Raw genomic sequence first — 24,719 nt, 5'->3', positions numbered from 1 at the left:
CAGAGACAACCTGACCGCAATTCCTACCGCTACTCTGGGCCGCGCTTCCCCGCGTCATCTCGGATTCGGATGACCGTCAAGGCGGAGCTGATAAACGAAATAGGTTGGGGTACAGAACCCGATCTTTCGGCTTCTCAAGTTATTCAACGCCGGGGCCCTGACGTTGAACCTTGCACTCGTGACAAAATCCGGCATCTGCTGGCAAATATAGTCCTCGCGGCAAAACCGCGACGGCGAGCATGTGTTCAGGAGGCCGCGGCCGACGCCAGCGGCGAAAATGCCGCTGTCGAAATATCCCTTGGCCATCTGCTCAAAGCCCTTGCCTCCGACGATCGCGCAGATTTCCTCGGGCACGCTGCCCGGCCGGATCACCGCCAGCGACGCCTCCTCGGGCTTGCAGGGACGCGTGACGCGGCCCAGCGGCACGCCGATCTTCGTTGGACGGCAGTTGTAGCCGTAGCCGCTCAATTTTCCTTCCGACAGCTTGTAGACGAGTTCTTCCTTGCTGACGCGGTCGCTGAACGCGCGCAGGTTGAAGCCGAGCGGGTTGTTGGCGGCGGTCTTCGCTGTGGAGTCCTCGATGACGTTTGAGCGGCAGCTCAAACCCGCGGCGACATTCTGTGCCGCGGGCACGCATTGGCCGAGATTGGAGGAAGTCGCAGCGTTCGTCACCAACGCCTGACAAGTGAGGTTACGCGTGGCATTGCAGCTCCATTTCGCGGCCTGCGCCAGATCCGCATTCAAAGGGCACGGCATGTTGTCACCGGCGACAACATAGGCCGGATTTCCGCTTTCCCAGGCCGCCGGGGGCGCCGAAGGATGCGGGCGAAAACTGTTCGGCGCCTGACCGAGCGAAACCCGCTCGACATAGTCCTTGCGGCGAACAAGTTCCGCGTAGACATGGGGCGAGAACGGCAACTGCAACTGGTTACCGTCAAGCGCGCTCCTGATCGCGTCCGCGTCGCGGCCGAAATCGAACCGGTCCACGCCGAGAAGATGGAATCCGGCGGTCGAGGATGATTGATGGCAGCCCATGCAGGACGACGTGTTCAGGCGTTCGAGCAGACCCGCGCCGGATTGCACGAATTTTGGTGACCTCCCGGGGACACCCGCCGCCGCGACGATCCGTGCCGCCTGCTCGCTGCCGATTGCGAGATCGAAGGGACGATTGGCCATGCGCGCGCTGCCGGCAGTGGAAAAACTCAGTGCGATGTCGGCCTCCAGGCTCTCCGGTATCCTGAAGGTGCCGTTGTCGATCTCGGCGATGTGGCCGGCGAGATAGTCCTGCAACTGCTTCTGCTTGGCGGGATCCTTCAGGATTGCCTGCACATCAGGCGTATTTTCCAGCCGTGTCGGCTGAAACTTGCCATCCCTCAGCGCGAAGATCCGCATCCAGTAGATCGCCTGTCCGGCGAATTTGCGGTTCTCCATGTTTTCGAGGTCTGATGGGAAGCGCACCACCTGCGCATTGATCTCCATCTGCTTGAAGATGAGTCGCGAAAAATCCAGCGGCCCCTGCAGCAGGCGTTGGGCAACCACTGCCGGATCGTCAGCATCGATCCCGGCGACGCGCCAGAGCGAGGCGACGTCCTGGCAATTCCTGCCGTCATCCGCGTAACTGAACACCATGTTCACGGTGAACGGCATGCGCGACGCGTAAGTCTTGCCGTTCATCCTCACTTCGTAGCCGAGCCGGTAGATGAAGCGCAATTCGCCGCAATGCGCGGAATCGAAATCGCGGCGGTCCATCCGATTGACCACACCCGACAGGAAGAACAATCCGTCGCTGGAACCGAGCCATTTCTCGTTAAACACGCGCGCAACATTGCCATTCAGCCGCAGCGTCTTGCCAGCGTCCGTTTTGGCCGACTTCGGGTCGTAGGTTTTCAGGATCTCCTTTTCCCAATCGATGCCGAGTCCCGCTGTGATACGCGTGATGTCGGCGGACATCACGGCAGCGAACTGCGCGTAGGTCCCACTGAATTGAGACAAATCGCTCGCCCGCGTCGGGCCGTCGGCGACCGACGGCTGCAGCAGCTTTTGCGCGGCGTGAACTTTCCTGAACAGGGTCACCAGCGAAAGCGCGGATGAATTGTCATGATCGAGCACCGCGAGCAGAGGTTCCTGGCTGATCAGGGTCGTCACCTCTGCGGAAGCCCGGGGAGACTGGGCAAAGCAGGGAGAGATCGTGAGGATCAAGAAGCAGAGTATTGAGATGAAGCGCATCTGCTGTTTCTACTACGTCAAGGCGCATCCTGCAATTTAAGGGTGAATGTCCCGAGGAGCCCGCGCTCGAGGAAAGAGGGAAAGCGCACGCTCTCCACATCGTCATTGCGAGCGCAGACACACCGCAGCATCCTCGCGGCGCATTTCGCCCGAGCTTTGCTGTCTCCGTCACGCCCTCCAGGAAAGAGGGCGCAGGGAAGGCCGGGTGCCGGCTGGCACCCACGGTCCGCTGTGCGAAAGCACACGCAGAAGAACTGCACAGCGGCATACAGGTGAAGCCAAACACACGGCCTTCCCTGCGCAGTGGTCGGACGGCGTATGCCGTGCTCTCCCGGGAGCCGAGTTCGTTCTGGCCTCCCTCACCCCTGCGAAAGTCGCCGACACCGCGCCGGTTGACGCAAATGCCGCATCCGCAAGAGCTTGACCGTAGCAGCGACGGCCAGGACCACACGGTTTTGCCGTACGCACACAGCGCCGCTCGTCCGCACGAAGCCTCAGGGCTCACGGAGAGCAATCCGCCCTGCCCTTAGCCTCTCGCGCCCGACGCTGCCGCGTCCACCGCAACCCGGCCCGCGTTTCGAACGACTCGCGAACCGCCCCTCTTCCTCGGGCCGGGCTGTTTCGATGTATGCCGCAATTCCGAATTTCGGTAAAGTGGAATATTTTTGCGAGGAGGGATTGACGGGTGGCGGGGTGTTTTGCCCGACGGGCAAACTTGAGAAGATCGTAGCCCAACACGCGGCGAGTAACCGAGGCTACGCCCCCTTGGCTCGCTTGATCTCATTCACAACCTCCGGGTCGCTTAAGTCGCGGTGCCACCAATGGTTTACGAGATCCAGTGGCCGTTCCCTGCGACGCCTGTTGTCTGCGGCTGCGAGCAACTTGATGAGGAGCCGAAACACTCGAGGCAACTCAAACTCTGGTAGCGTCGAGAGCTTCGCCAATTGAATCTTGAGGTTAGGCATCGCGATCAAGACACACGGAGTAAGCGTCCGCTTCAGCCGCGACTCGGCAATTGCACCTGCCACATCGTCTGGCTTCGGCCCTGCCTGCAATATGAAGTTACTTAAGCCACGAAGCAGCCTGCGTTTGTCGTCCTTGCTCCGCGCGTTGAACCAAGCGTCCCCCTCCGAATCGCTTGCGACCCCCTGCGCCAGTTGGTTCAACAAGATTTCTTCGTCCACATTCAACATCGTGCCACCCATGGCAGCGCTGCACCCCAGCCCACGACAAAGTCATGGTGATTGCTGCAAAGGAGATAGCTCGCCTCCTCGTCACAGACATAAATCTCGAGCGCCGGACAGTCCTCCAGAACCCGAAGCAGGTCCGCACCACACGAAAATTTCCAAATCGATCGGGCGCCTTCCAGAAACATCAAACATTGGTTCGTCCCCACGTATTTCGGAATGAGCTCCCAACCATCGGGCCTTTGCCTCCCTTCGGATGTGGCTTGATCCCACGGCGCGCGGCTCGTCACGTCGACACCGAGTCGCTCCAGCACCCTGATCACGATGGCTCGGCTATCAATTTCGTTCAGCACCTCGGCCTGCACACCAGTGCTGCGAAGCGCAGCAATTACACGATCAAAGGTCATCATTCCGCGATACTCATTGCCGATTTCCCCTTCACGTGCGCAGCGGATTGCCAGGCTTGAAGGGAGACAGGTTTTCGGGTCGCGGTAACACAGACGGCGCATCGCCTGCCAAGCCATACACATCGATGCCCTTCAGCAAGCCACCACTCGAATAGATGAATATTCCACTTTGGTGATCACCATCGTTCAGCAGGAATTCACCGAGAATCTCAGCGCCGGGCGGCGCTTCAGCATGTCCCTTGATTTGGAAGTTGATGCTGGCACATCCACATCGACATCTCCAAGGCGTGACCTCAGCCAGCTTGAGCTGATCCAGATATTGCCTGGCTTCTTCCGTGCCATGCTCCAGCATCCAGCGCGCAAGATCGCGCTCGGCATCTGTGAGAGGACGATTGTGCTCTGTGCTCAAATGACGTCGTCCAAATGCGCAGGGATCGTAGCCCGGACGGAGCGCAGCGAAATCCGGGGAATGCAGGCAGATCGATACAGCTATCCCGGATTGCGCTTCGCTCCACCCGAGCTACGGGACCTTCGGATAGATGCACTGAGATCAGGGAAGACTTCGGAGAATGGCTGGACCTTGGCGATATCAGCTTTTTTCAGCCTCGGATTTTCGCTGACCTCGCGCAGATCTTTCCGGGTGTAGCCCGATCTCTTTCTGGCGTTCGACATAGCCGCTTCTCATAATTAGCGACCGCAGGGTGGGTAAAGCGAAGCGAACCACATCCTATGGGCTACGAGCTTTCATCAGGGGTTTTGATCGCTACCTGCCAAGAACTGGCGCTCGGGAGAATTCTGACTTCTCCATTTCGACGAACCAGTATGGGACCATTCCCGGCGAGAGTTGAACTAGGGTTGCCCGTTTCAACAAACTCCTTCGAATCATAGAAGAAGAGCCATCCCTCCTCTACTTCTTTGGTAAACTCATCAAGCACAACAAACTCATCGCAAACCTTTGCGGCAATGGCCGCCACGGTATTTCTTGCTAGCAACTTGGCTTCACCATAATCGATCATGTTTCAGTCCGTTCTCAGGGACCGTAGGGTGGGTTAGGGTTAGCGTCAGCGTAACCCACCTCTTTTATTTCCGCATCGAGAGAAGTGGTGGGTTACGCTTCGCTAACCCACCCTACGTAGCTGTGCCTACGCTACCGCCGCGTCCGGAATCCGCGCGGATTCCATCGGCTGCTTGCCGCGGATCAGGTCCGAGGCACGATCCGCGATCATCATGGTGGAGGCGTTGAGATTCGCCGAGATCATACGCGGCATCACGGAGGCGTCGATGACGCGGAGGCCCTCCAACCCGTGGACGCGGAGCTGGTCGTCGACCACCGCCCACGTGCTGTCCGCCGGGCCCATGCGGCAGGTGCAGCCGGGGTGGAAAGTGGTGGTGCCGCGTTCGGTGGCGGCGGCGAGGAATTCGTCGTCGGTGTTGATGTTCGGACCCGGGAAATCCTCGTAGGCGTAATAGGGCGACAGCGGCGCGCTCTTCAAAAGCCTGCGCGCGAGCTTCATGCCGCCGACGATGACGCGGCGGTCGAGCTCGGCGTCGAGATAGTTGGTCTGGATGATCGGCGGCGCGAACGGATCAGATGAGCGGATGCGGACATAGCCGCGGCTCTCCGGGCGTTGCTGCCAGGAGGCGACCGTCATACCGGGCTCGTCCTCGAGCTGGCCCTGCACGCCTTCCTTGTAGCTCGCCGGCGTGAAGGTGAGCTGGAGGTCGGAACTGTCGGCGCTCTCGCCGGAGTGCCAGAAGCAATACACCATGGTCGGCGAGAGCGAGAGCAGGCCGCGGCGCGCGGTCGCCCATTTCAGCGCTTCGATCCACAGCGAGAAGCCGCGGCGGAGCTCGTTGATGGTCTTGATGTCCTTCACGCGCGCTACGGTGCGCGGGGCGTAATGATCCTGCAGACCTTCGCCGACCGGCAGCGCGTGGCGCACCGCGATGCCGTGCGCGCCGAGCAGATCGGGTGAGCCGATTCCGGAGAGCTGGAGCAGCTGCGGCGAATTATAGGTGCCGCCGGAGAGGATCACTTCCTTGTTGGCACGCACTTCCACCGGCGTGCCGCCGCGGCCGCCCTTGGTGTAGCGCACGCCGACGGCGCGCTTGCCTTCAAAAATGATCTCGGTCGCGTGCGCGTGGGTGTGCACATGCACGTTCGGGCGCTTCATCGCGGGCTTGAGGAACGCGGTCGAGCCGGAGACGCGCAGGCCCTTGTCGATGGTGCGCTGGCAGTAGGAGACGCCTTCCTGCTTAGCGCCATTGTAATCGGGGTTGCGGGGAATGCCGAGCGAGACCGCGCCTTCCATGAAGGCTTCGCAGAGCGGATCGCGCCACTCCATGGTCGTGACGGTGAGGTTGCCGTCGCGGCCGCGATAGGTGTCCTCGCCCTCGCCGACCCGCTTTTCCAGCCGCTTGAAGTAAGGCAGCACGTCGGCATAACCCCAGCCGCGATTGCCCATCTGCGCCCAGGTATCGAAATCCATCCGCTGGCCGCGATTGTAGATGTGGCCGTTGATCGAGGACGAGCCGCCGAGCGTCTTGCCGCGCGGCGCATAGATGCTGCGCCCGCCGGTGTAGGGCCCCGGCTCCTGCTGGTAGGCCCAGTTGATGCTCTTCATGTGGAACGTCTTGATGAAGCCCGCCGGCAGATGGATGTAGGGATGCCAGTCGCTCGGGCCCGCCTCGAGCACGCAGACGCTCACGTTCGGATCTTCGCTGAGCCGGCTGGTCAGTACGCAGCCGGCGGAGCCCGCGCCGACGATCACATAATCGAATCTGTCCATGGTGCCTCGGCCGCTCAGCGCGGCTTGTCGTTGAGTTGATAGTTCAAATGCGTCCGCACCGTCGGCCATTCGGCGGCGGTGATGCTGTAAACCACGGTGTCCCGCAGCGTACCGTTCGGCGTGACCTGGTGGCTGCGCAGAATGCCGTCCTGCTTGGCGCCCAGGCGCTCGATGGCGCGGCGGCTCTGATGGTTGAAGAAATGCGTGCGGAATTCGACCGCGATGCAGTTCAGCGTCTCGAAGGCGTGGGTCAGCAGCAGAATCTTGCACTGCGTGTTGAGCGGCCCGCGCTGCGCGCTCTTCGCATACCAGGTCGAGCCGATCTCGACGCGGCGGTTGGCGGCATCGATGTTCATATAGGTGGTCTGGCCGACGATCTTGCCGCCGGCATCGAACACGGTGAACGGCAGCATCGAGCCTGCGGCCTGGAGGCCCAAGCGGCGGTCGATCTCCTTGGCCACGTTCTCCGGCGTCGGGATCGCGGTGTACCAGATCGTGTAGAGCTCGCCGTCCTTCACGGCCTCCACCAGCCCCTCGCGATGCTCTTTCGACAGCGGCTCGAGACGGGCGTGCTGCCCACGCAGGGTGACGGGATCAGGCCAGGGCATTTCTCTCTCCATAATGACTGCCGTCCTTCCGGGGCGCGACGACGTCGCGAGCCCGGAATCCATAATCACCGCTCGGGGTTATGGATTCCGGGCCTGCGTGCTGGCGCACGCATCCCGGAATGACGACCGACGCATCGGCACGGCTGCTCAGATACAATCACTTATTCAGAAAGTTCAACGGCAAACCGCCGCGCGGCCAGTCCATGGCGATCAGCTCGCCCTTGCCCGACAGCGTGATGTAGGCGGTCTTCAGCCCCTCGCCGCCGAAGGCGATGTTGGTGGTGACGCGGTCGCCGGTCGGGACCTGCTCCACCAGCGTACCATCAGGCGCGATCACCGAGATGCAGCCGGAGACCAGGGTGGCGACGCAGACATTGCCGTTCGCCTCTACCGCGAGCGAGTCGAACATCTGGTAGCCGCCGAGGCCGCAGATCGGCTTGCCGCGCTCGCCGCGATAGATCACCTCGCGCGGCTTGAGCGTGCCGGGCGCGGAGAGCTCGTAGGCCCAGAGCCGCCCCGTCGGCGTCTCCGCGATGTAGACGGTGTTCTCGTCCGGCGACAGGCCGATGCCGTTGGCCGGCAGAACGCCATGCACGACCTCGACGATCTCGGTCATGCCGGGCTTGAGATAATACATGCCGCCGACATCCATCTCGCGGGCGCGGCGCTTGCCGAGATCGGAGAACCAGAGGCCGCCGTGCTTGTCGAAGACGAGGTCGTTCGGCCCGCGCAGATCGTGCTCGCCGCATTTGGTCACGACGGTCTCGACCTTGCCCGATTGCAGATCGACGCGCTGGATCGAGCCGCCGAGATAGCCGTCCGGCTGCGGGCCGGGCATGATCATCTTGCCGGTCGGAATCCAGGAGAAGCCGCCATTGTTGCAGATGTAGATCTTGCCGTCGGGGCCGAGGGCTGCGCCGTTCGGGCCGCCCGGCACCTTGGCGACGACCTCCTTGCGGCCGTCGGGATGGATTCGGGTCAGGCGCTGGCCGCGAATCTCCACCAGCACGACCGAGCCGTCCGGCATCACCACGGGCCCTTCGGGAAATTCGAGGTCGGTGGCGAGAACGCGAACGTTGGTCATGGGGACCCTCCCGGCTGCTTGTTATGGCTTGCACGGGATGTCCGGCACGGGCCCCACACGCAAGATTTGCCTGCGGTTATGACAAAGTCGCCGGGGCTTGCCAAGCAAGCGGGATGGTATGCCAGCGTTGCAACGTAAAGCGCGATGACATATCGCGCCTTAGGTCTCGTTTGAGCATGATCTCTTCGGAAAACCGCTGCGCACTTTGCGCGAACGCGGCCCTTCGGGTCCGGATCGTGCTTACTCCCGCACTGGTATCCAAATCTCGAAGCCGCCATTGCCGGTCGCGGGATCGAATTTCTCGTCATAGCGCTCGAAGTTCGGCGCATCCGCGGCCTTCAGGCCGGACGCCGGCAGCCACTGATTCCAGATCGTGTTGACGGTGCGGCGGATCGAGGCGACGTGCTCGGTGTGGGTGAACACCGCGTAGCGCTGCTCGGGAATGCGGATGCGACCGAAGCGGCGCGGCAGGTCGGAGAAATCGGCGACCTCGACACCGGCGATGTAGTCGAAATTGCCGGAATCATCGCCGTTGCAGCAGACGCCATAGGCGACTTGAGATTTTCCCTGGCCGACGCGCGCGGGAATGTCGGCGACTTCCTGATGGAAGCGGTGCCACAGTCCCGGAATGGCGGCGCCGTTGTCGCAGGAGATGCGCTCGGCGGGGCCGGCGACGAGGAAGGCCTTCGCGGTTTCGAAACGCGGCGGGACCAGATGATCGAGCATGGTGGAGTCCATGAGGATCGGCTCCTGAAGCTTGAGTTTATCGAGGCACGTTGCCGCCCGCACCGCTTCGGGTGTGGTGCCAAACTGGTCGCGGAACGCGCGGGTGAACGCTTCGTGCGAGCCGTAATCGGCCTCCAGCGCCAGCGACAGGATGTCCGGCGCGCCGTTCGCAAGACTGCGCGCCGCTTCCGTCAACCGCCGCGCGCGCACGTAGCGCATCACCGGAAGCCCGGTGGCTGCGGCAAACGCCCGCACGATGTGGAACCGCGACACGCCAGATATCGCAGCAATCTCGTCGAGCGTCATCGGCTCGGCCAGATGGCTCTCGATATACCAGAGCGCGCGCTGGGCTGGGTTCATGCGTCAAGGGCCCTCGTTCGAAGCCTGGCGATGATGCGCTGACGGCCACCGCCTCGCTTGATCGGCATTGCTGTCCTCGCATGAGAATAGTTCCGGAATAGCCACTGGCAACGCCCCGGCATTCGCAGCTACACTCGTTGCAACCGCTCACCAGAAAGAGGAACCGCGTCATGGAAATCACCGATGTGCGGGCGCACCATATCCGCATCCCCTATGACGCCGGTGTCGCGAGCTTTCGCCAGGGCGCGTCCGCAATCTCCGCGCTCGACATGGTGCTGGTCGAGGTCACGACCGATGCCGGACTGACCGGCTGGGGCGATGCCTTTGCCTATGTCTCCCCGCGCACCACGCGAAGCGCCGTCGAGGAGATGATCGCGCCGCAGGCCCGCGGGCTGAAGGTTCCCGATGCCGCCGGCATTCCGGCGGTGATGGAACAGATCCAGCGCAACCTGCATCTGTTCGGCCGCTACGGCATCACGATGTTCGCGATATCAGGGCTCGACATCGCGCTGTGGGACTTGGCTGCGAAGATCGAGGGCGCGCCGCTGCATCGCCTGCTCGGAGCAAGCAAGCGCTCGAACATCCCCGCCTATGCGAGCCTGTTGCGAATCGGCTCGCCTGAGAACATCACGGGCGAATGCAAGAAGGCGCTCGCGCTCGGCTATGGCGCCATCAAGCTGCACGAGACCACGACGCCGGCGGTGTTTGCCGCGCGCGAGGCCATCGGGCCCGGCATCCCGCTGATGGTCGACATGAACTGCCCGCTCACAGGCGAGCAGGCGATCGCATTCGCGAAGGCGTGCGAGGACGCGCAGCCGATGTTTCTGGAAGAGCCGGTCTGGCCGCCGGAGGATTTTGCCACACTCGCCGAGGTCCGCCGCAAGGGCGGGCTCGGCGTCGCCGCCGGCGAGAACGCCTGCACGGAGTATCAATTCCGCCAGATGATGAATGCAGGCGCGGTGAGCCACGCCCAGCCGTCGGTGACCAAGGTCGGCGGCATCACGGAATTTCTGAAGGTCGCCGCACTCGCCGATCAGCTCGGCGTCAAAATCGTCCCGCACTCCCCGTATTTCGGTCCGGGCCTGCTGGCGACATTGCACCTGCTGGCGACGCGCGACGACGGGTTGGTCGAGATGTTCTATCTGAAACGCGAAGCGTGCCTCTGGGGCGGCCGCGCCGATGTCGATGCCACCGGCCAGGTCGCGGTGCCCTCGGGACCCGGGCTCGGCTATGAGCCCGATCGCGGCGTGATGGAGCGCTACCGCGTGGCGTGACGGCGACGCCTATTTCGCCGCATCCTTCGGTGGCGGCGCGTCCTGCTTCTTCTTCAGATCGTCCGCGATCTTCACCTGTGCAGCCTGGAGATCGGCCAGCGTCTTCTGCAGGCCGGCCACAAGCGTCTTCAGCGCGTCGATCTGGCGGTTGGCGGCATCGTGCTTCTGCTGATGATCGAGCGTCAGCTTGGTGATCGTCTTCTGCAGGAAGTCGACGTTGCTCTGCAGGCAGCTCGTGCGCCGCTCCATGGTCTTCTCGACGGTACAGATCTCGATGCCGGGCACGTCTTGCGCGCGGACCGGCGCAATCGCCAGCGGGGCGAGCAACAACATCGCGAAACAGACGTCGGCGCTTCGAAGCAGCATGCAGGTTCCTCGTCCAAATCAATCACGGCAATGTGCGCTTTTTGCTCGCCGACGCCGGAGGCTACCACACTCGTACCGCATTCTCGCGTTGAGCTTGGCTTGTTCCCTTGGACGGGGATCAGTGAACCGTGCGCGGAAGAAAGTGGGCGCTCTTTCCGCGACTTTGATTAGGGGAGATTTTTGGAATGGCAACGCGCGATAGACGTCTGGCGGAATTCGATGGCGCCGGCGAACCGCCACCTGGCCTGCCGGTGGAGGTGCTGTGCGAGGACCACAGCGGAACGTATCAACTGCCGTTCGCCTGCCGCTATGTCGAGGGCCGCTGGCAGAACGACGCGGCCGGCGTCCCGGTGGAGGCCACTGTCATCGGCTGGCGCGTGCCGCGCGCCAAGCACTCGGGCTTCGCCTGACGAGCGGCGTCTGTCTCAAAATGCAACGGGGCCGCGCTCTGCCTTAACGAACGGAACGCGGCCCGAACGAATCACGTCCGAATCAGCCGAAACGCCGTGTACGCGGCTGTTCACGGCTAGATGTCGCAACAAGCCCGCACGCGTATACAATATCTGCGCAGCATATGGGCCGGCCCGAGCCGGCCACGGGTGCTAAAAGTTAACGGCTTCAAAGACATGGCTGCCGGGTGCGGCAGCCCGGGCCTCGCTCCCAAAACAGGCAGGCGGGCGCCAAGCCTGCCTAATATTCGACCTCGAGCTCCTCGATCTCGGCCGGCTCGTCCTTGGCCGCCGCGATCCATTCCTTCATCTCGGGCATGGCCATGATGGTATCGGCATAGGCCTTCAGCGGCGGCTCGAGGTTGACGTCATAGGTCACGAAGCGCGTCACCACGGGGGCATACATCGCATCCGCCATGGTGCGCCTCGCGCCGAACAGGAAGGGACCGCCTGATTTCTCCAGGCAGTCGCGCCAGATGGACCAGACGCGGTCGATATCAGCCTGCGCGCGCGACCAGATCTTGAAGCCGGGGAAGTGCCCCTTCAGATTGACCGGCAGCGAAGCGCGCAATGTCGTGAAGCCGGAATGGATTTCGCCGCAGATCGAGCGGCAATGCGCCCGCTGGACGCGGTCATCAGGCAACAGACCGGCATCCGGCATCGCCTCGTTGAGATATTCGGCGATCGCCAGCGTATCCCAGACCACGGCGCCGTCGTGGCGCAGGCACGGCACCAGGATCGACGACGACAGCAGCAGGATTTCAGCGCGCGCCGACGCATCGTCCGGCGCGGTGACGATCTCCTCGAAATCGAGCCCGGAAAATTTCGTCAGCAGCCAGCCGCGCAGCGACCAGGACGAATAGTTCTTGCTGCTGATCGTCAGTGTCGCCTTCGCCATATGGCCCATTCCCTACGCCTGTGACTTGCACGCCGCCCGGCCCGCGGGAGTGCTCATGACCTGTGCTTCCCGCAAAAGGAGGAGCAAGCGATGTGCCAGTTTTGAGGGCGGTAGGGCTCCCGTTTGGCTTCGATATTGCATGACAGCACGGGAGGGTGGGCGTTTCAGTATGATGTCGATGTATTATCAGGCCTTTCAGAACCATATGGACCTCACCGCGCCGTGGCGGGCGGGAGCTTCGTCCGCGCTCAGATTCCTCAATCTGGTGCCGCAGGGCCTATCGGACCAGGTCGTCGGCCGGCTCTCCGCCGCGCTGGAGCTGATCTCCCGCTCCACCCTCACCTATCACCGTCCAGCCTACGGCATCGACAGCGTGATGGTGGGCAACCGTGAGGTCGGCGTCACCGAGGAGGTCGCCTACGCGACGCCGTTCGGCTCGCTGCTGCACTTCAGGAAGGACGGCGTGCCGGAGCAGCCGCGCATGCTGCTGGTGGCGCCGATGTCGGGCCATTTCGCCACGCTGCTGCGCGGCACCGTGAAAACGCTGCTGCAGGATCACGACGTCTACATCACCGACTGGCACAATCCGCGCGACATTCCACGCCGCGAAGGCCGCTTCGGGCTCGACGATTACACCGATCATCTCATCGACTTCCTCGGCCAATTGGGCCCGCGTCCGCACATGGTCGCGATCTGCCAGCCCTCGGTCTCGGCACTGGCGGCCGCCGCGGTCATGTGCGAGGGCAACCACCCCTCGCGGCCTGCGACGCTGACGCTGATGGCAGGCCCGATCGACACGCGCATCCAGCCGACCAGGGTCAACGAGTTCGCCAAGAGCAGGCCGATCGACTGGTTCGAGCAGAACCTGATCAACTACGTGCCGGTGCAATGCCGCGGCGCGCTCCGCAAGGTCTATCCCGGCTTCGTGCAGCTCACGGCGTTCGTCTCGATGAATCTCGAGCGCCACATCAAGCAGCACATGGATCTCGCCAACCATATCGCCAAGGGCGAGAAGGAGAAGGCCGCGAGCATCAAGACCTTCTACGACGAATATTTCGCCGTGATGGACCTGCCGGCCGAGTTCTACATCGAGACCGTGCGTGACGTGTTCCAGGAGCACCTGTTGCCGCAGGGCAAGTTGATGCACCGTGGCCGTCCCGTGAACACCAAGGCCGTCAGCCGCATGGGACTGATGACGGTCGAAGGCGAGAAGGACGACATCTGCTCGATCGGCCAGACGCTCGCCGCGCAAGACCTCTGCACCGGTGTGCGCGCCTATCGCCGCGTCCACCACATGCAGGCCGGCGTCGGCCATTACGGCGTGTTCTCGGGCAAGCGGTGGAATAACGAGATCTATCCGCTGCTGCGGGATTTCGTGCACGTGAATTCCTGACTGTCATTCCCTGTCCCCAGACTGGGGGCAAACGGCACGTGCCTAATGCACTTGCTCGACCAGCTCTTTCGCTTCCACGACTTCAGAAAGATTTCGCTCCGCATCGAATTCGGCCAGCACGGGAGCGAGCATTTCGGATGCCCCGCCTGCTCGGCCATTTCTCTTGTGCAGGCGAGCAAGTCCAAGGGCGCTGCGCAGCTCGAAAGTCTTCGTCTGCTGGTGTCGTGCGATCTCAAGCGCTCGGTTGAGGGAAGCTTCGGCACTGGCTTCGTCCGAAGGATCAAGACGCGACAAAAGCTCGCCGCGGGCGCGATGCAGCTCGGCATCAAGCCAATGCTGGCCGGATTGCCCGGTCCACGCGATCAATTCGCTCAAGATTTCCAGCCCGGTTTCGAGTTGGCCCGACGCTGCGTTCGCCAAGGCGACATGCATCCCCCAAAACGGCTCACAGAGATAGCAGTCATTCTCGTGCAGCAAAGTCCAGCCGCGACGCATTTCCGTCAGTCCGGTCATTTGGTCGCCTGCACGCCACTTGGCGAGGCCATTCAGATAGGTGCCGGCGGCCACATACAACGGCATCGTGTGGTCGCGCGCGAGACCGAGCGCCAGGATCGTCTCCGTTTGCTGCAACATGCCTCCGCATAGTCCGTCGAACACAGCGCGATGAACCAGCGCGTTGGCCTGGGACAGCGCCCGCTTTTCTCCCGAAGCACTCACCGCTTCGGCGGCGAGGCGGCGTGCGCGCGCGATCTTGCCAAGCGGCCAAAGCACCAGGGCAAGAAACCTCATGATCACGAACGGGAGATCCAGTGCCGAAGCCCTGAACGTCGCGGGATCCGGCTCGGCACCATAGATCTCGAGTGCCTGCTCGAGATGCATCCTCGCGTTCAAGTAGTCACCGCCGAACCAGCAGGTGACCCCGCCCGTCCAATGTGCAACGACGGCGGCCACCGGTGAATCCGGTCGTCGGTCGGCGGCGCTCCTGATGGCATCCGCCAGCTCCAGCATCGGAGCGAGTTCGCCGTGTGTCAGGCAAGCATTGAAAAGACCCGAATGGACCGGCGCGAGTTCGACGGGATCATTGATGTCGGCAGCGAACTGTCGGGCACGCGTCCATGCGGCTACCGTTTCGGGAGCGCTATGGCCGAGGCTGCCTCGCAATGCACGGCCATACTCGATTTGAAGATGCAGCCTGCTCATCATCCGGCGGGGATCATCCGGCACCTCATCGGCGGACGCAATCGCCTTGCCGAGATGCGCGATCGCCTCGGAATAGGCCGAGCGCTTCAGCGCTTGCTGGCCCGCCTTGCGCCACCATTCGAGGGCGATCTCGCTCAGCCCCGCCTCGGTGAAGTGGTGTGCCAGAACTTCCGGCTCAGTCTCGGCAACGACGGGAAACTTCTCGCGCAGGACATCGCCGATCCGCTTGTGAAGCACCTGCCGTTTGCTCTTGAGCAGGCCTTCATAGGCCGCTTCCTGAACGAGAGCGTGCCTGAAGCTATAGTTTGCGTCGGGCGGTGTCCCGCGACGCACCAGCAGTTCCGCCTCTTCGAGTTGCCCCAGCGCAGCGCTCAGCGTCAGATCATCGCGTCCTGTCACATATCTTAGCAGCGCGTATGAAAAGTCGCGGCCGATGGCGGCGCCTATCTGCGCTACCTCCTTGACGGGAGCCAGCCGGTCGAGCCGCGCCATCAGCGAATCCTGCAGCGTCGCGGGAATAGCGAGCGGCGGGAGCGGACTATCGAGGCGATAGCGTCCGGAATCCTCGACGAGCAGTCCGGACTCCAGCACCATCTTGGTCAGTTCCTCGACGAATAGCGGGATGCCGTCCGTCTTGTCGATGATCTGCTCCATCATCTCGCGCGGCAGCTGGCGGCCAACGGTCACCTGCTCGACCAGCGCACGCGTGTCCTGCCGGTCGAGCCGGTCGAGCCGCAACAGGCTGACGTTGGCGAGGCCCGACCAGGAGGGCTCGAACTCTGGCCGGGTTGTCATGAGCATGAGTATCGGCAGTCCCCTGATCCGGTCGACCCCGAGATCGAACAGTTCAAGTGTCGTGGCATCGGCCCAATGCATATCCTCGCAGATAACCAGCAGGGGTTGCTCTCGCGCCAACCCCTCGAGCTGATCGAGAAGCGAGGCAAATGTCTGTCGCCGCTGCTGCGCCGGGCTCAAACCAAGCGGCGGATAATGGTCGCCGGTTGGAATCGAAAGGAGAGCCGCAATGAGCGGTGTCGCCCGGGCGACCTGTTGCGTTCCAAGCGCCAGCATTGCCTCAAGCTTGTCGAGCTTTTGCCCCGGCGTGTCGTGCGAGCGGATACCGGCTGCGCGCTCCAGCTGCGCGACAAAGGGATGAAGCGCGCTGTTGGTGTGGTAGGGCGAACACTGATATCGCACCCGGCGGTGCGCCCCCAACGCGGGATTTTCGCACAGCGTTGCGACGATGCGCGACTTGCCGATGCCTGCTTCGCCGGAGATCAACACCATCTGGCCCTGCCCCTGCCATGCCAACCGCTGGCGCGAGAGCGTGAATTCGATCTCCTCCCTGCGACCGACAAAGCCGATCGAACGCGCCGCGCGGACCGCCTCGAAGCGACTTTCCGATGCGGCCGCCCCCTCGACCGCCCAGACCGCGATGGGTTCGGCTATCCCCTTGACCTCGCGACGGCCGAGATTGCGAAAAGTGAAGAGATCGCCAAGCAGCCGCCGCGTCGACGAGGCGACGACGACCACTCCCGGTTCCGCCAGGCTCTGAAGCCTGGCTGCAAGGTTTGGTGTATCGCCGACCGTTGCGTGCTCCTCCGACGCATCGCCGCTGATGAGGTCGCCGACCACCACAAGTCCGGTCGCGATTGCGATCCGCAGTTCAACCCGTTCCGTGGCGCCCGTCCTCAGTCGCCCGACCGCAGCGATGGTGTCGAGGCCCGCTCGCACTGCGCGCTCCGCATCGTCCTCGTGGGCGCGGGGATAGCCGAAATAGACCAGTATGCCGTCACCGACGAACCTGGCGATCCTGCCGTCATAAGCAGCGATGACGCTCGCGCAGGCGGCGCGGTAGGCCCGGATCACTTCCCACATATCCTCGGGATCGAGACGCGCGGAGAGCGCAGTCGAGCCGACCAGGTCGCAAAACATAACGGTCAGGTGACGCCGCTCGGCGTCGTGAGGAGGAGCCGGCGATGCGATCAACGCGGCTGGATCGAGGTCGGCAATGGCACGCAGCATTTTGCGGCGATGGCCAAGCAGGACTCCGAGCTTATCGAAGTCCTCGGCCATCAGTTCGGGAAGGACGCCCATGTCGATCCCATTTTGGACAAAACGCTCTGCGTATTGTCCAAGCCCCAGCTTCTCGAGCCACTCCGCAATCTGCATTGGCTCCACCGATCGTGCGGTTGGCGGTTAGCAGAATTTTGGACCACGGCGCGGGGACAATATCCCAACGCCACCATGATGGCACGTCTTGTTTGTTGCGCGATAACTTAGGTTGCTCAGTACCGATGCCGCTTCCAAGCAAGGACATTGCTCGATGCAAACGGTCGCGCTACTAAAAATCGTCTGCACGCAGCGTTGAACGACAGAAGTTGCGATGAGCCGTCAACCACTCGCCTTCAGACCTGACGTCAGCACTGGCACTGGTGCCCACATCACGACGCCAAGCAGACGTTTTTCCGTGAGCACAATTGTCTTCATTCTTCATCCTTGGGCACTACGTAGTTGCGCGCCATCGTTCCCGCCGCAACTTGAAGCGAAGACCCAACGACCCAACAGCCGGCGAGAAACGCTATCAGCGCATTGGGTAGGCTTTGATCAAGGACAAGGATGCTGACGGACAGAGTTGCTGCAATCGCCGCGCCGAACGTACCGGCCGCACTCATGATCTCAGCAACCTCAGAGCCGTTGTATTCTTCCGAGGTGCTCGAAATCGACCTCCGAGCGACAGACCGGGACAAATCAATTCCAACATAATAGCTGAGAGCTCCGTAGAGCATTGTTAGCAGCACGATCCAGCCGCTTTCAAAAAGCCCGCCTTTCTGACGCAACAGGGTCGCACCCACATAGAGGCCGCAAGAGGCCCCAACGGCTGCTAGCCCAATTCTTTCGAGGAGATGGGCCGACTTGATAAGACTGGAACGGGCGATCCCAAGATTACCGGCGTACCTCGTTAGGGAAAATGCGCTGAAAACTGCGTTGCCTATCTTCATTGGGGGCTCCTCAATAAGTAGCAGCCTACCGGCCGACCCCGATTAGAAGCTGCGTGGACGCGCTTCGCGATGCCCTTGATTCCAATTTCCAAAAGATGTGGCTGAGTGATGGGGCTGGCTTGCTCGTAACCAAGACGAGAGCCAGTCCAAAGCTGCGAGCTCGCGGCTTCGCAGGCATTGCATCTCACCCGTGTCTGTCAGTCAGCTCTGGGTGCAGCAATTTCTTGGGGGAGAGTTAGCTCGAAAAGAGAGTGATGGACTATGAGACTGTTCACATACTCCTGTTCCCTGTCGCTCCATCCAGTCACGATCTCAGGAGGACTAAGTTTGCATCGTTGCATACGCGGGAGCGCAGAAGCGCGAACTGACAGGCGCCGTGAGTTCGCAAGCTGTCCCGCGTTGCGCCACGTCAGATGGCGATCTCGCTGGCGAAGCGGCACTGATTTGGATTCTGATTTTGACGCGAAAACGCTCTACTCGTCCCGCCCGCCATGGGTTTCGCGGCGCCATGCGCCCGGACTGACGCCGACCATCTGGGTGAACACCCGCGTGAAATGGCTTTGATTGGCAAATCCGGCCGAGATCGCAATCTCGGACAACGGCAGGTTGCGGACGGTCATCAGCTGCGTGGCCGCCTTCACGCGCTGGCGCAGCAGCCATTGATGCGGCGGCAGGCCGGTGGAGATCCGGAATGCACGTGAAAAGTGGCTGACCGAAAGGCCGAGCTCGGTCGCGATCTGCTCCAACGCGACCTTGCCTGAGAGATCGGAGTCGAGCCGGTCGCAGGCGCGCTTCACCTGCCATGGCGCGAGGCCACCACGGTTAGGCTCTGCGACAGGCTTCAGCCCGCCATAGGTCTGGGCGACGTGGGCGGTGAGCGCGAGCATCATGTGATCGACGAAAAGCTGGTTGGTCTCGTCAGGCCGACGCAGTGCTTCCTGCAAGCTGGCGCCGATATGACGGATGACCCCGTCGTCATGGCCCACACCGGGCTCGTAACTGAGCTCGCCAATGCGCGGCGCGCCGGGTTGCCTTGCCATGTCGTGAAGGGCCGAGCGCGGCAGATAGAAGAAGAGCGAGTGAAACGGCTTGTCGATCACATAGCGCGGGTCGCGCTTGAGGTCGTACAGATAGGTCGCGCCCGCACGAATATCCTCCCTGGTGACGTAGCGGCCTTCCTCCCAACATTCGCAAGCGGGATAGTCGCGGAGTTTCAGGCTGACGAGGTAAGCATCTTCAGCCGGCAACGAGCCGGAAAGTTCGGACGTCGGCTTGTCATTGCGGACTTCGGTGACCGCAAGCTCCGCGCTGCGCAGCGAGCGCGTGATCAGAACCGGAGCTTCCTTCACGTGAAGGCCCCGCCCGAGCCTCTGCCCGTAGACGCCTGCTTGTGTCATTATCAATATTCCATCCGTGAAAGGCACGTCTGCGTCGGCCTTTCCGAGTCGATGCATTATCGGAGATCGACGACCGACGGTCCAGCTTCGCCGGATTAGCATATAGATTGTGGCAGCCGGTCGCACTCCGTCGCGACGAGGTGAATTCATTGTGATTTCAGCACGATTTCACAGGCTTGGCATCGCGAAGGACAACACCGTTAACGTGTGCGGCAGATCATGGCACGATTTTATCGTGCGTTCTGGAAAGCATCCGCTGCGCGCCTTTGCGCCGCTAGGCCGACCATTCCTCGCCCCAGACCTGGACGACGTGGCCGGGCGAGACTTCGCGATACTGCCGGACCGGCGGCTGATAATCCGGTGCGCGCACCGGGCTTCTGATCTCGTCGTTCGAGGTCTCGCGCTTCGTGCCGCGGCGCGATGGATCGGGCACGGGCACCGCGGCCATCAGCTTCTTTGTGTAGGGATGCTGCGGATTGCCGAAGAAGGCTGCGCGCGGGCCGGTCTCGACGATCTCGCCGAGATACATCACCGCGACGCGATGGCTCATGCGTTCGACCACCGCGATATCGTGGGAAATGAAGAGATAGGCAAGGCCCATGCTGGCCTGGAGGTCGAGCATCAGGTTGACGACCTGCGCCTTGACCGAGACGTCGAGGGCGGAGACCGCTTCGTCCGCAACGATTAGCTTCGGCCCGAGCGCGAGCGCGCGCGCAATGCAGATGCGCTGGCGCTGGCCGCCTGAGAATTCGTGCGGAAAGCGCGCGGCCATATCCGCGGTCAGGCCGACGCGTACGAGCAGATCGGCCACCTTGTCTCGTGCCTGTGAGGCAGTCGCGAGACCGTTGGCGAGCAGCGGCGCTGCGATCGCCGTCCCCACCGACATGCGCGGATTGAGACTCGCGAACGGATCCTGGAATACGATCTGCATCTGCTTGCGGAAGTCGCGCAAGGTCCGGGCGTTCATGGCGAGGACGTCCTGGCCGTCGACCAGGACGGTGCCGCTGTCCGGCTCCGTCAGCTTGAGGATGGAACGGCCTGTCGTCGATTTGCCGCAACCGGATTCGCCAACCAGCGCCAGCGTCTCGCCGGCGCGCAGGGTGAAGGAGATGTTCTCGACCGCGTGGACGCGGCCCGAAACCTTGCCGAACAAGCCGGAGCGGATCGGAAAGCGTGTGGTGAGGTTGGAGACTTCGAGCAGCGGCCGCTCGGCGGTTGAGACCGTTTCAGGTGTCTCCGTCGGCTCGTCCGAGGTGCCCGTCACCTTGTCGACGATCGGAAACCGCATCGGCCGCGTCCGCCCGCCCATCGAGCCGAGGCGCGGTACGGCCGCGAGCAGCGCGCTCGTATAGGGATGCGAGGGCGCAGCAAAGATGCGCGCGGTCGCATCGGTCTCGACCGCCTGCCCGCCATACATCACCACGGTACGGTCCGCGATCTCCGCGACCACGCCCATATCGTGGGTGATGAAGAGGATCGACATCCCCTCCTCCTGCTGGAGCTCCTTCAGAAGCTCCAGGATCTGCGCCTGGATGGTGACGTCGAGTGCCGTGGTCGGCTCGTCGGCGATCAACAGCTTCGGCTTGCAGGCGAGCGCCATCGCGATCATCACGCGCTGGCGCATGCCACCGGAGAAACGATGCGGATGCTCGTGGAAGCGTGATGCCGCCGCGGGAATGCGGACGCGATCGAGCAGACGGATGGTCTCGGCCTCCGCCGCCGCGCGCGACAGGCCGCGATGCTGGATCAGCGCCTCGGCGATCTGGAAGCCGATGGTGAGCACCGGATTGAGGCTCGTCATCGGCTCCTGGAAGATCATGGCGACATCGTTACCACGAACATCCGTCATGCTCGCTTCGGACAGCGTCAGCAGATCGCGGCCCGCGAGCGTGACGCGCCCCTCGACCCGGCCGCTCTCCTTCGGAATGAGCCGCATGATGGAAAGCGCGGTGACGCTCTTGCCCGAACCGGACTCGCCGACGATCGCCACGGTTTCTTTGGCCGCGATATCGAACGACACGTCGCGGACGACGGGAATCCATTGCCGCTCGCGCAGAAAGGACGTGGTCAGGCCCGCGACCGACAACACGGGCGCCTGCGCTTCGGCAACGATCGGATCAGGCCTGCTTGCGCCGGTGCTCATGCGATTGCCCTAATAGCCGCGACTGCGATCGACGCGCCCCGGCAGATCTTCGCCGCGGCGGTGGCGCGCGATGACGTCGAGCACGAAATCGACGGCCGTATCAGGCGTCGTCATGCTGGCATTGTGCGGCGTCAGCAGGATGCGCGGATGGCTCCAGAACGGATGGCCGGCCGGCAGCGGCTCGGGATCGGCAACGTCGAGCACCGCACCGGACAGTGCGCCGCTGTCGAGCGCCGCGAGAAAATCGGATTGGACGAGATGCGGGCCACGCCCGACATTGACGAGCCCTGCTCCGCGCGGCAGGCGCGCGAACAGATCGGCATTGAGGATGCCGCGGGTCTCGTCGGTCAGCGGCAGCAGGCAGACGAGAATGTCGGCCTGCGCGAGAAACTCTGGCAAGGTGTCCGTACCGGCGTAACAGGTGACGGCTTCAATCGCGCGCGGCGAACGATTCCAGCCGAGAAGCGGAAAGTCGAACGCCTTGAGCCGGTCGAGCACGGCCTGGCCGAGCTGGCCGAGCCCCATCACGCCGACACGACGACGTTTGGCCGGCGTGATCCGGATCTCGCGCCAGACCTGCTCCTTCTGTTGGCTGATGAAGTGCAGGAGATTGCGATGCAGGGCGAGCACGGCCATGGTGACGTATTCCACCATGGTCTCGGCGATGCCGGGCTCCAGCATGCGGACGAGCGGTATGTGCGGTGGAAGTTTTGTGGCATCGAACTGATCCACGCCAGCACCGACCGAAAAGACCAGCTCGAGATTGGGAAAGGTCGTCGCGATGTCGTCCGGCGGTACCCACGCCACCAGGTAGCGCACCTCTGCGGGATCGCCGATGTCGGGCCAGAGCCGGAACGACACATCGGGCGCGCGCTCGGCGAAGAAGCGCGCCCATTCGGCGCCGCGAACCATGTTGGCCTTGTAGAGAACCGTCATGCCACCAGCACTCTCAGAACGGGCTGACCGGCGCGAGACGCCGGCCGTCGATCATGCGCTTGTGGCTGTAGGCCGCGGGATCGACCAGCGGCGTCGCGCCGGTCACGATGTCGGCGGCGAGCTTGCCGGCCGCAGGACCGATGCCAAAGCCATGGCCGGAGAAGCCCGTCGCGAGGAAGAAGCCGGGCAAGGCATCGACCGGCGAGATCACAGGAATGGTGTCCGGCGTGCAGTCGATCGTGCCGCCCCAGGCTTCCGCGATCTCGATGTCCTTCAATTCGGGATTCGACTTGATCAGCGAAGCCAGCGCCGCGTTGACCAGCGACATGTCAGGCGCCGGATCGCGCACACGCTCGGTCTCGAACGGCGACGGCTTGTCCAAACTCCAGCTCGTGCCGCGCACGATCTGGTCGAAGAACGACTTGCCGAACGACAGTTTCAGCCCGTTCTTGCGATGCAGGTAGGTCGGCCAGAAGGTGCGCGCGTAGCGGAACAGGTCTGGCGACAGTTCGACCGTGCCGCGGCCGCGCAGCGCCAGTGTAAAGCCGCCGTCGAGGCGGCGACGGATACAGTAGAAGTCGGTGCCGAGCGCGCCGGACGTGATCTCCGGTCCCGGCGTGGTTCGGCATGCGGTGGCGTTGACGAGACCGATCGGCAGCTCGATGCCGTGACGGCGGCAGAACAGCGACGACCACGCGCCGCCCGACAGCAGCACGGACTGGGTGCGAATGGTGCCCTTCTCGGTGACGACGGCGCTGACCCGTCCGCCCTGCGTTTCCAGCCCGCGTGCAGCGCAGCCCTGGTGGATGGTCACGCCGTGCTTGCGTGCAGCGGTGGCGAGCGCGGGCACGGCCATCGACGGCTCGGCGCGCCCGTCGCTCGGCGTGTGCAGACCGCCGACCCATTTCTCGGAATTGCCGGGCAGGCGCTCGGCGACTTCCGCCGGCGTCAGGACGGTCGAGTGGACCTGCATCTCGCGCGCCGTTGCGGCCCATCGCTCCCAACTGGCCAGCTCGTCCTTGCTTTTGGTCAGGAACAGCACGCCGGTGCGGCGGAAGCCGGCATCGACACCGGCGTCGTTCTGCATGTCCTCCCACAGCCGGAGCGCCTCGCGGGCCAGCGGGATCTCCTCACGGGCGCGGCCCCTGCTGGCGGCACCAACCCCAATTGCGGCTCGACTGCTCGCCGCCGACATGGCCTTTCTCGACGAGGGCGACGGAGAGACCCTTCTTTGCCAGATGGTAGGCCGCGGACACGCCGATGACGCCGCCGCCGATGACGACGACGTCCACCTGCGCCGGCAGGCGTTCGTCGCTGTTTATACGGGTGAGCGGCGGGGACATGGGACACTCCAGCTATTCAGTTCGATCGAAGCAAGTCGGCTCGGGGGCAGGCTCGTCATGGGATATTCATTCGCGGATCGAGCGCGTCGCGCAGGCCGTCGCCGAGGAAATTGAAGCTCGTCACCGCGAGCGTGATGGCGACGCCCGGCACGATCGCAAGCCACGGCGCGCTGGTGAGATAGATCTGCGCGTTGTTGAGCATGTTGCCCAAACTCGCGGCCGGCGGCTGGACGCCGTAGCCGAGGTAGCTGAGATAGGATTCCAGCAGGATCGCCTTGGCGACGTTCAGCGTCGCCGCGACCACAATTGGCGCGATCGCATTGGGCACGAGCTCGCGAAACATGATCCGCAGGTTCGACGAGCCGAAGGCGAGCGCAGCAACCGCAAACTCACGTTCTCGCAGCGAGCGCACCTGGGCCTCGACGACGCGGGCCACCCACATCCAGGCGGTCGCCGCGATCAGGACGGTCGTGGTGATCAGGCCGGGCTCGGTAAGCGCCGCCAGCGCCAGCAGGAGAAAGATCGTCGGGAAACACAGCACGGCGTCGACCAGCCGCATCAGGACCGCGCCGACCACGCCGCCATAGAAGCCGGCAAAGGCGCCGACGGCGATTCCCACCGCCATCGCGATCACCATCGCGACGATGCCGATCGTGAGCGAGACGCGTCCGCCCATCATCAGTCGCGCCAGCACATCGCGGCCAAGTTCGTCGGTGCCGAGGATATGCGCACCCGACAAGGGCGGCGCGAACCGCTTCATGATGTCGATATGGGTGTCGTCGAACGGCAGCAGATAGGGACCGAACGCCGAGCCGAGGACGAGAACCAGAATGATGACAGCCCCCGCAAGCGCAAGCCGGTGCCGGCGAAAGCGCCGCCATGCGGCCTGGCCGGGCGCGAGCTGAGCGGTCGAGAGGGTCGCAGCCGTCAT

Annotated in this window: 20 protein-coding genes and 1 pseudogene; 3 read left to right on the top strand and 18 right to left on the bottom strand. The window is 63.2% G+C overall.

What is annotated here, in order from left to right; genetic code table 11:
* Nucleotides 1-54 precede the first annotated feature (54 nt).
* From ACVJ5M_RS11805 to ACVJ5M_RS11765, 9 genes are all read right to left on the bottom strand, one after another.
* Complete coding sequence (locus ACVJ5M_RS11805; RefSeq protein WP_063981464.1) at nt 55-2,145, bottom strand: hypothetical protein; 2,091 nt, start codon at nt 2,143-2,145, stop codon at nt 55-57.
* An 836-nt stretch (nt 2,146-2,981) separates the two neighbouring features.
* Nucleotides 2,982-3,431, bottom strand: coding sequence for a DUF5958 family protein (locus ACVJ5M_RS11800; protein WP_283017515.1), 450 nt, complete (start codon nt 3,429-3,431; stop codon nt 2,982-2,984).
* A complete protein-coding gene (locus tag ACVJ5M_RS11795) occupies nt 3,413-3,823 on the bottom strand; it encodes a hypothetical protein (RefSeq protein ID WP_063981463.1) in 411 nt (136 codons plus the stop codon). The genes ACVJ5M_RS11800 and ACVJ5M_RS11795 overlap by 19 nt, the downstream gene beginning before the upstream one ends.
* A 28-nt stretch (nt 3,824-3,851) precedes the next feature.
* Nucleotides 3,852-4,229, bottom strand: coding sequence for a hypothetical protein (locus ACVJ5M_RS11790; RefSeq protein ID WP_084794989.1), 378 nt, complete (start codon nt 4,227-4,229; stop codon nt 3,852-3,854).
* 325 nt (nt 4,230-4,554) lie between these two features.
* Nucleotides 4,555-4,836 (bottom strand): YrhB domain-containing protein, encoded by a 282-nt coding sequence (locus ACVJ5M_RS11785; protein ID WP_084794987.1) that lies wholly within the window; start codon nt 4,834-4,836, stop codon nt 4,555-4,557.
* A gap of 126 nt (nt 4,837-4,962) precedes the next feature.
* Nucleotides 4,963-6,609 carry a GMC family oxidoreductase gene (locus tag ACVJ5M_RS11780; RefSeq protein ID WP_063981461.1) on the bottom strand — a complete coding sequence of 549 codons (1,647 nt, stop codon included), beginning with the start codon at nt 6,607-6,609 and terminating at the stop codon, nt 4,963-4,965.
* 14 nt (nt 6,610-6,623) lie between these two features.
* The gene (locus ACVJ5M_RS11775) at nt 6,624-7,217 is read right to left on the bottom strand and encodes a GNAT family N-acetyltransferase (protein WP_028147003.1); all 594 of its coding nucleotides are present in this window, start codon (nt 7,215-7,217) and stop codon (nt 6,624-6,626) included.
* Nucleotides 7,218-7,374: 157 nt separating this feature from the next.
* Nucleotides 7,375-8,301 carry an SMP-30/gluconolactonase/LRE family protein gene (locus tag ACVJ5M_RS11770; RefSeq protein WP_063981460.1) on the bottom strand — a complete coding sequence of 309 codons (927 nt, stop codon included), beginning with the start codon at nt 8,299-8,301 and terminating at the stop codon, nt 7,375-7,377.
* Nucleotides 8,302-8,541: 240 nt separating this feature from the next.
* Nucleotides 8,542-9,387 (bottom strand): AraC family transcriptional regulator, encoded by an 846-nt coding sequence (locus tag ACVJ5M_RS11765; RefSeq protein WP_063981459.1) that lies wholly within the window; start codon nt 9,385-9,387, stop codon nt 8,542-8,544.
* Nucleotides 9,388-9,557: 170 nt separating this feature from the next.
* On the opposite strand from ACVJ5M_RS11765, the gene ACVJ5M_RS11760 reads away from it, so the two are divergent.
* Nucleotides 9,558-10,661 carry a mandelate racemase/muconate lactonizing enzyme family protein gene (locus ACVJ5M_RS11760; protein WP_063981458.1) on the top strand — a complete coding sequence of 368 codons (1,104 nt, stop codon included), beginning with the start codon at nt 9,558-9,560 and terminating at the stop codon, nt 10,659-10,661.
* 9 nt (nt 10,662-10,670) lie between these two features.
* Here the strand turns inward: ACVJ5M_RS11760 and ACVJ5M_RS11755 are convergent, their stop codons facing one another.
* On the bottom strand, nt 10,671-11,027 hold the full coding sequence (locus ACVJ5M_RS11755; RefSeq protein WP_063981457.1) for a hypothetical protein: 357 nt from the start codon (nt 11,025-11,027) through the stop codon (nt 10,671-10,673).
* Between the two features lie 185 nt (nt 11,028-11,212).
* Between ACVJ5M_RS11755 and ACVJ5M_RS11750 the strand changes: the two genes are divergently transcribed.
* Nucleotides 11,213-11,437, top strand: coding sequence for a hypothetical protein (locus ACVJ5M_RS11750; protein ID WP_041953164.1), 225 nt, complete (start codon nt 11,213-11,215; stop codon nt 11,435-11,437).
* A 280-nt stretch (nt 11,438-11,717) separates the two neighbouring features.
* On the opposite strand, the gene ACVJ5M_RS11745 is transcribed toward ACVJ5M_RS11750, so the two are convergent.
* Nucleotides 11,718-12,374, bottom strand: coding sequence for a glutathione S-transferase family protein (locus ACVJ5M_RS11745; protein WP_063981456.1), 657 nt, complete (start codon nt 12,372-12,374; stop codon nt 11,718-11,720).
* A 169-nt stretch (nt 12,375-12,543) separates the two neighbouring features.
* On the opposite strand from ACVJ5M_RS11745, the gene ACVJ5M_RS11740 reads away from it, so the two are divergent.
* Entirely contained in the window at nt 12,544-13,767 is a 1,224-nt protein-coding gene (locus ACVJ5M_RS11740) for a polyhydroxyalkanoate depolymerase (RefSeq protein WP_187387949.1), read from the top strand.
* A 42-nt stretch (nt 13,768-13,809) separates the two neighbouring features.
* Here ACVJ5M_RS11740 and ACVJ5M_RS11735 read toward each other — a convergent pair whose 3' ends face one another.
* The 7 genes and pseudogenes from ACVJ5M_RS11735 to ACVJ5M_RS11705 form a co-directional block, all read right to left on the bottom strand.
* On the bottom strand, nt 13,810-17,139 hold the full coding sequence (locus ACVJ5M_RS11735; protein WP_354095466.1) for an adenylate/guanylate cyclase domain-containing protein: 3,330 nt from the start codon (nt 17,137-17,139) through the stop codon (nt 13,810-13,812).
* Nucleotides 17,140-17,453: 314 nt separating this feature from the next.
* Nucleotides 17,454-17,969 (bottom strand): hypothetical protein, encoded by a 516-nt coding sequence (locus ACVJ5M_RS11730; RefSeq protein WP_063981455.1) that lies wholly within the window; start codon nt 17,967-17,969, stop codon nt 17,454-17,456.
* A gap of 473 nt (nt 17,970-18,442) precedes the next feature.
* Nucleotides 18,443-19,366: a helix-turn-helix domain-containing protein gene (locus tag ACVJ5M_RS11725; RefSeq protein ID WP_063981454.1), complete on the bottom strand. Its 924-nt coding sequence runs from the start codon at nt 19,364-19,366 to the stop codon at nt 18,443-18,445.
* Nucleotides 19,367-19,640: 274 nt separating this feature from the next.
* Nucleotides 19,641-21,509 (bottom strand): ABC transporter ATP-binding protein, encoded by a 1,869-nt coding sequence (locus ACVJ5M_RS11720; protein WP_456679289.1) that lies wholly within the window; start codon nt 21,507-21,509, stop codon nt 19,641-19,643.
* Between the two features lie 9 nt (nt 21,510-21,518).
* Complete coding sequence (locus ACVJ5M_RS11715; protein ID WP_063981453.1) at nt 21,519-22,445, bottom strand: 2-hydroxyacid dehydrogenase; 927 nt, start codon at nt 22,443-22,445, stop codon at nt 21,519-21,521.
* 13 nt (nt 22,446-22,458) lie between these two features.
* A pseudogene (locus tag ACVJ5M_RS11710) lies at nt 22,459-23,701 on the bottom strand (NAD(P)/FAD-dependent oxidoreductase).
* A gap of 142 nt (nt 23,702-23,843) precedes the next feature.
* Nucleotides 23,844-24,719 (bottom strand): ABC transporter permease, encoded by an 876-nt coding sequence (locus tag ACVJ5M_RS11705; RefSeq protein ID WP_063981451.1) that lies wholly within the window; start codon nt 24,717-24,719, stop codon nt 23,844-23,846.

This window comes from Bradyrhizobium sp. S3.7.6 (assembly GCF_054061875.1).
Note: the sequence above shows the minus strand (reverse complement) of the source record. Positions and strands in the feature narration are given on the sequence as shown.